Annotated in this window: 4 protein-coding genes and 2 tRNA genes; 4 read left to right on the forward strand and 2 right to left on the reverse strand. The window is 67.3% G+C overall.

The annotated features are described in order from the left end of the window. Positions 1 to 55 precede the first annotated feature (55 nt). Both ABLE88_RS10980 and ABLE88_RS10985 read right to left on the reverse strand, forming a co-directional pair. The gene (locus ABLE88_RS10980; RefSeq protein WP_348831630.1) at positions 56 to 1,729 is read right to left on the reverse strand and encodes an MFS transporter; all 1,674 of its coding nucleotides are present in this window, start codon (positions 1,727 to 1,729) and stop codon (positions 56 to 58) included. 531 nt (positions 1,730 to 2,260) lie between these two features. Then, on the reverse strand, positions 2,261 to 3,106 hold the full coding sequence (locus ABLE88_RS10985; RefSeq protein WP_348831632.1) for a TrmH family RNA methyltransferase: 846 nt from the start codon (positions 3,104 to 3,106) through the stop codon (positions 2,261 to 2,263). A gap of 307 nt (positions 3,107 to 3,413) precedes the next feature. Between ABLE88_RS10985 and ABLE88_RS10990 the strand changes: the two genes are divergently transcribed. From ABLE88_RS10990 to ABLE88_RS11005, 4 genes are all read left to right on the forward strand, one after another. Then, positions 3,414 to 3,498: transfer RNA gene (locus ABLE88_RS10990), tRNA-Tyr, on the forward strand. Positions 3,499 to 4,210: 712 nt separating this feature from the next. Further along, on the forward strand, positions 4,211 to 6,265 hold the full coding sequence (locus ABLE88_RS10995; RefSeq protein ID WP_348831634.1) for an acyltransferase family protein: 2,055 nt from the start codon (positions 4,211 to 4,213) through the stop codon (positions 6,263 to 6,265). Between the two features lie 76 nt (positions 6,266 to 6,341). Beyond that, positions 6,342 to 6,415 (forward strand) — tRNA-Gly (locus ABLE88_RS11000). A 148-nt stretch (positions 6,416 to 6,563) separates the two neighbouring features. Then, positions 6,564 to 6,690: GTP-binding protein (locus ABLE88_RS11005; protein ID WP_250152467.1), on the forward strand; the 127-nt coding region annotated here is incomplete at its 3' end.

Consider the following 6,690-nt stretch of genomic DNA (forward strand, 5'->3'; position numbering starts at 1 on the left):
GGGGGACGGGGCCGGCCTGGGGGTCCGGGCGGCCCGCAAGCGGGCCGCCGGCGCCTCAGTGCCAGTGATCGATGTTGCGATCCTTGGTCTCCGGCACGAACAGAAGGCCGATGACGAAGGTCATGAGGGCGATCACGATCGGGTACCAGAGGCCGAAATAGATGTCGCCGGTGGCCGCCACCATGGCGAAGGAGGTGGCCGGCAGCAGGCCGCCGAACCAGCCGTTGCCGATATGGTAGGGCAGCGACATGGAGGTGTAGCGGATGCTGGCCGGGAACAGTTCCACCAGCGCCGCCGCGATCGGCCCGTACACCATGGTCACGAACAGGACCAGGATGAACAGCAGTCCGATCACCGTCGCCACCCGCGGCTGGAAGATGTCGAACGGGTGCGCCATCTTGATCACGTCCTTGTTGGTGGCGGCGCTGGGATAGCCCGCCGCCTGCAAGGCCGCCGTGACGGTCTTGTTTGTGTCGGCCCCGGCATAGGGGATCGCGGTGTCGTTGATCTTCACCTGCACCGGCGAGCCGGCGGCGCCGGCCGTGGTGGAGTACTTCACCGAGGACTTCGCGAGGAAGTCACGGGCGACGTCGCAGGGCTGGGTGTAGACGCGCGTGCCGACCGGGTTGAACAGGCTGCCGCAATTGGCGGGGTCGGACACCACCGTGACCCGCACGTTCTGGATCGCCTTCTCGAGCGCCGGGTTCGCGAAGGTGGTGATCATGTTGAACAGCGGGAAGTAGCTCGCGGCGGCGATCAGGCAGCCGGCGAGGATGATGGGCTTGCGGCCGATCTTGTCGGACAGCCAGCCGAAGAACACGAAGAAGCCCGTGCCGAACACCAGCGACCAGGCGATCAGCAGGTTCGAGGTGTAGCCGTCGACCTTGAGGATCGATTGCAGGAAGAACAGGGCATAGAACTGGCCCGTGTACCACACCACGCCCTGGCCCGCGACGAGGCCGAACAGAGCGAGCAGCACGAACTTCAGGTTCGCCCACTTGCCGAAGGCCTCCTTCAGCGGCGCCTTCGAGGTGGTGCCCTCGTCCTTCATCTTCTGGAACGTGGGCGATTCCGAAAGCTGCAGACGGATCCAGACGGACACGCCGAGCAGCGCGATGGAGACCAGGAACGGCACCCGCCAGCCCCAGTCGGCGAACGCGGCCTCGCCCGTGACGGTGCGGGTGAAGAGGATGATGATCAGCGACAGGAACAGGCCGAGCGTCGCCGTGGTCTGGATCCAGGAGGTGTAGAAGCCGCGCCGGCCGTGCGGCGCGTGCTCCGCCACATAGGTCGCCGCGCCGCCATACTCGCCGCCGAGCGCGAGGCCCTGGGCGAGGCGCAGGGCGATCAGGATGATCGGGGCGGCGATGCCGATGGTGGCGGCGTTGGGCAGGATGCCGACGATGAAGGTCGACAGGCCCATGATGAGGATGGTGATGAGGAAGGTGTACTTGCGGCCGACCAGGTCGCCGACGCGGCCGAACACGATGGCGCCGAACGGGCGCACCAGGAAGCCGGCGGCGAAGGCCAGCAACGCGAAGATGTCGCGGGTCGCCGGGGGATAGGCCGAGAAGAACTGCGCGCCAATGATCGCGGCGAGCGAGCCGTAGAGATAGAAGTCGTACCACTCGAAGACGGTGCCGAGCGAGGACGCGAAGATGACCTTCTTCTCCTCCCGGCTCATGGGACGGCTCGCGGGAGCAGCCGCTACGGTTGATGCCACACTCATGTCACGTTTCCTCCAGACTTGAGCCCTGACGCATTCCGGGTGCAGCCCCCGAATGCTGGAACGGCGCGAGCGGGACGCGCGAGGCATAGGCCACCGCCCGTCGCCCCCGATGGGGACGTCCGCTCGCAAAGCTGATGGCCGAACTGGCACGCGGGAGCATGTCGGAGGCGCGCAACCGCGCTCCGATGCCCGGCCCGGCGCCGGTCGGCTTCAATCTCAAAGTCAGGGATGGCCGCGCGGCGGGCGAAGGCTCCGCCGGTGCGCGTCCCGTTCCCGCAACCCTGCCGTCCGACGGCCTCTTTGGATGTCCAGAAAATACGCGCGCATGTCGGGCGCGGCGTTCTTGGCGTGTCCTCCGAGGTCTGACCGGCGCCGGGTCTTCAAGCCCGGTTCGGCAGATCCGGCACCCGGCGGACGAGTCTCGCCTCAGGGTGCGTTGCGGTCACATTGACGGAGCTCGCCGGTCCTGGCGATTGGCAATTGGTCTTACGTGAAAGGACGCATACGCCCGGTTTTTTCCTTTCCCAAGCGTCACTTACGCTTGAGGGCGCGGCGCGCCATGCCGAGCGAGAGCGCCGCCGCGTTCGACACGTTGAGGCTCTTGATGGCGCCCGGCAGATCGATGCGCGCCAGCACGTCGCAGGTCTCGCGGGTGAGCTGCCGCAGGCCCTTGCCCTCCGCCCCGAGGACCAAAGCGAGCGGCGCCCGCAGGGGCGTGTCCTCGAGGTCGGCGGGGCCGGCGCTGTCGAGGCCGACCACCAGCATGCCGTTGTCCTTGAGCTCGGCGAGCGCGCGCGCCAGGTTCTGCACCAGGCAGAAGGGCACATGCTCGAGGCCGCCGGAGGCGCTCTTCGCCAGCACGCCGGTGGCGGGCGGGCTGTGGCGGGCGGTGGTGACGATGGCGCCCACCGCGAACGCCGCCGCCGAGCGCACGATGGCGCCCACATTGTGCGGGTCGGTGATCTGGTCGAGCACCAGAACGAGCTCCGCCTGCGCCACCTTCGCGAGCGGCGGGGAGGGCAGGTGGTCGGCCTCGGCCAGCAGGCCCTGGTGCACCGCGTCCGGCCCCAAGAGCTTGTCGATCTCGGAGGGGCGCACCATTTCGGGCGCGAGCGGCAGCGCGAGGCCCTCCTCGGCGAGCCGGTTGATGGCGTTCTCGGTGGCGAGGATGCGCCGGAAGCGCCGCTTGGGATTGCCGAGCGCCTCGGCGACCGTGTGCCAGCCATAGAGCAGCGCGACGTCGTCCGCGCCCTCCCAGGGCGGCGGGCGCCCGCCTTTGGGGCGGCGCGGCGGAAAGGCCGGCCGGGCGCCGGGACGGCCGGGGAAAGGGGGCCGGGCGCCGGGACGGCGCGGCTCGCGGGGCGGGCGTTCGCTCATGAGCGAGGCTTTGTCAGAGCCGGGCCGCCGGCGCAAGGGCGCAGTGCGCGCCCGCGGCGGCCGGCCGGTGGATGCGAGCGCCGGCCGGCGCCGTTTCCGGCGTCGTCCACACCGCGGAGCGGGGTCCGGGCGCGGCCGACTTTTCCGGTTGACTTGGGCCGCCCGGTTTCACATAAAGCCGCTCCTCGGCGCGGTTCCGGGCCTTGCGCCCGCCGCCGCGCGTGGCTCGATGGCGCAATTCCCATCACCGGCCAGGCTGACAGGCCTCCTCCCGCGGGGGAGGACATGAGGACGACGGGCGTCGTTTGGAGGGGTGCCCGAGTGGTTAAAGGGGACGGACTGTAAATCCGTTGGCTCTGCCTACGTTGGTTCGAATCCAACCCCCTCCACCACCCGTCGTTCGACCCGGCAGCCGCGCGGCGCCGTGCCGCCACCGATCCGGGCACGCTTTGGCCCGCCGGCGGGCCAAAGCGGACGCCGCTCCGCGGCGGCGCGGCCGGCGCCCCGCGCATGCGCGTTGCGACATCCGGCCGACGACGTTTCGCAGGTGAATTTCGTTCCGTTCGCCGTGGTGCCGGTGGCGATGGAACCCGCCGCGTTGCGCGTCACGCCGTGCGGGCCGCCAAAGGAAAATCCCTCGAGCTGGGATAGGCCGCGCTGCCGCCGTCATAGGAGCCCGATATCATGCCGGGAGCGCCGCATGTCCAGGTCTTCCGGGCCGGCGCCGAACCTAGCGCAAGGCCGGGGAGGCAAGGCCGGGGACGCAAGGCCGGCGGCGAACACGGCAAGACAGATGAACACGCCAAAGGGCAGGTGTGATCCAGCTTAAAGCGACCAACAATTCAGTATACACCAGGTGCTGCGCGTGCTCCACGGCCTTGGCCTTGCCCCCGCTCGATTGAGCGGCCGCCTCACGCGCTGGCGCCAGCCGCTTCGCGATCGCACCGGTGCCGGGCCCGAGGTAAAAATGGTCAAACATTTCGGCCTCCTACCGCGCTGCAACGCAGCCAGCTGTGCTAGCTTGGTGTGCCTATTCTTGATGCCCTCCGGCCCGGTCTGCCGGGAGGGGGGAGCGCTGCGGATGTTCACCAGGCGGGGGAGTCGATGAAGTATCGCGCTGATATCGATGGCCTGCGAGCCTTGGCCATCCTTCCAGTCGTCTTGTTTCATGGGGGGATCGTCACCGGCGGATTCGTCGGTGTCGATGTATTTTTCGTGATTTCGGGCTTCTTGATTACAAATATCATTTACAGTGAGATAGTTGATAACAATTTTTCGATCATAAAATTCTATGATCGGCGAATCCGGCGCATCATACCAGCTTTGTTCTTCATGATTTTTTGCGTCACCGGCTTGGCCTTTGCACTGTTTCCGGCCGCCGATCTGATTGATTATGGGCGAAGTGTCATTGCGACAACGCTATTTGCCTCCAATATCTATTTCTGGGGTAGCGTCGACTATTTTTCCGACGGCGAACGGCCGCTCCCGCTCCTGCACACCTGGTCGCTTGCGGTCGAAGAGCAGTTCTACATCTTTTTTCCGATCTTCCTGATCGTGGCCATGCGCTTCCTGAAGGCGCGGGCGGTCTTCGTGGCGCTCGCGGCCGTGGCGGCGGTCTCGCTCGCCGCGTCCTGGTGGGGCGCCCAGGAGGTTCCCCGCCTGACCTTCTACATGCTGCCCACGCGCGCCTGGGAGCTGCTGGCCGGCTCGCTCCTGGCTCTGCCCGTGCTGCGGCCGCTCCCTTCCCGCCACGCCCCATGGGTCGCATGGCTCGGGCTTGTTCTGCTCGTCGTGCCGATGGGGCTCTATACGTCGCAGACGACCTTTCCCGGCATCACCGCGCTGCCGCCGGTGCTGGGCTCGGCGCTGATCATCTATGCCGGCATGTCGGGCGCCGGCGGCACCGTCAAGACGCTGTTGTCCAACCCCGCGCTCGTCTATGTGGGACGAATTTCCTATTCCCTCTATCTGTGGCACTGGCCGCTGCTGGTGTTCGGGTATCTCTATTTCGGCAGCGACATGGGTTGGGTGCCGACGCTGGTTCTGATCGCGCTGTCCGTCGCCTTGGCGGCCTTCTCGCTGCATTTCGTCGAGGCGCCGTTCCGGCGGGGCGCGCTTTTTCCCAGCCTGCGGATGCGGTATCTGGGGACGGCCTGCGTCATGCTCCTGGCCATCGGCGTGGGCTATGCCATCGTCGGCAACAACGGGTTCGCGGGGCGCATGTCGCCCGCCTCCCGGGAACTGATGGCCCAGGAAAAGGGCAATCCGCTTACACGCTACTGCTTGAACAATCAGGGATTTTCACTGAAGGAGACGGTGCGTCTGCCCCCGGCCGATCGCTGCATTCTTGAAAGCGGACCGTCTTCGGCGCCCTATCACGCGCTCATCTGGGGGGATTCCCACGCCGATGCACTGACGCCCGGGCTCAGGGCCTATCTCGGCCAGGACGTGCCCTTGCGCCAGGTGAGCAAGGCCGGGTGCCCGCCGCTCATCGGCGCCACCGGCTATTCCCCGCGCCAGCGCAGCCGCGGCAGCCGCTGCGAAGCCTTCAACATCCGCGTGATGGCCGAGCTGGCCGCGGTGAAGGACGTGAGCACCGTCTATATCGCCGGGCGCTGGTCCGACTGGCTCGGCCAAAGCAATTTCGGCGCCGACATCAATTACCTCATCGACGCCCGGAGCGACGAGCTTTCCGCGGAAAATTCGCGCCGGGTGCTGAAGGCGGCGCTCAACGAGACCGTTCGCAAGCTGCGCGCGATGGGGCGGCAGGTGGTGCTCTTCGGCGAGGTGCCGGAATTCAAGCATCAGGTGACGGGCTGCCTGGTCCGAAAGGACTTCCTCGGCGTGAGCGCGCAGGAATGCAGCGTCATCAGCCGCGAGGAATTCGCCGCGACCGTGGGCCCGGCGCGCGCCATCCTGGCCGAGGTCGCCCGGGAGAACCCCGACGTCACCGTGGTCTTCCCCGACACGCTGCTGTGCGACGAGAAACGATGCAGCGCATTCAACGGTTCGGAATTGCTCTATCGCGACTCCCACCACCTGAGCGCCACGGGGGCGCGCTGGCTGTTTGCCAGGATCCCGCGCGACGCGCTGCCCACGCCGACCCGGGCCGCGGGCCTGGAATCCCCCCTCGGCGCGCCCCGTCCCAATGCCAATTGACGGCCGCGCGCGCGCTGGCGGGCGGATGCGCGAGGCCTTCCTTGTCCGACGCGGCCGTGATAAGCGCTAACGCCGTGCGGGTGTAGCTCAATGGTAGAGCAGCAGCCTTCCAAGCTGAATACGAGGGTTCGATTCCCTTCACCCGCTCCACCCTCCGGGTTAAGCGCTTGTGCCGGGGGAGCGCTTCTGCGGGCAGGCCGGGCGGCCCTTCGCCTCTTGCATCCCAACGCGAAACCCCCTATCCCACGGCGGCTTTTTTGCGGGCCGCGCAGGCGCCCCGAGCGACTGAGAGAGAACGATGGCCAAAGAGAAGTTCAACCGTTCGAAGCCGCACTGCAACATCGGCACCATTGGTCACGTTGACCATGGCAAGACCTCGCTGACGGCTGCGATCACGAAGGTGCTGGCGGAGAGCGGCGGGGCGA

The sequence above is a fragment of the Xanthobacter luteus genome (genome assembly GCF_040049235.1).
Classification (GTDB): Bacteria; Pseudomonadota; Alphaproteobacteria; order Rhizobiales; family Xanthobacteraceae; genus Xanthobacter.

What these genes read in the sequence shown, in the direction of transcription:
- ABLE88_RS10980 (WP_348831630.1), bottom strand. Translation starts at nt 1,729, where the DNA reads ATGAGTGTGGCATCAACCGTAGCGGCTGCTCCCGCGAGCCGTCCCATG.
- ABLE88_RS10985 (WP_348831632.1), bottom strand. Translation starts at nt 3,106, where the DNA reads ATGAGCGAACGCCCGCCCCGCGAGCCGCGCCGTCCCGGCGCCCGGCCC.
- ABLE88_RS10995 (WP_348831634.1), top strand. Translation starts at nt 4,211, where the DNA reads ATGAAGTATCGCGCTGATATCGATGGCCTGCGAGCCTTGGCCATCCTT.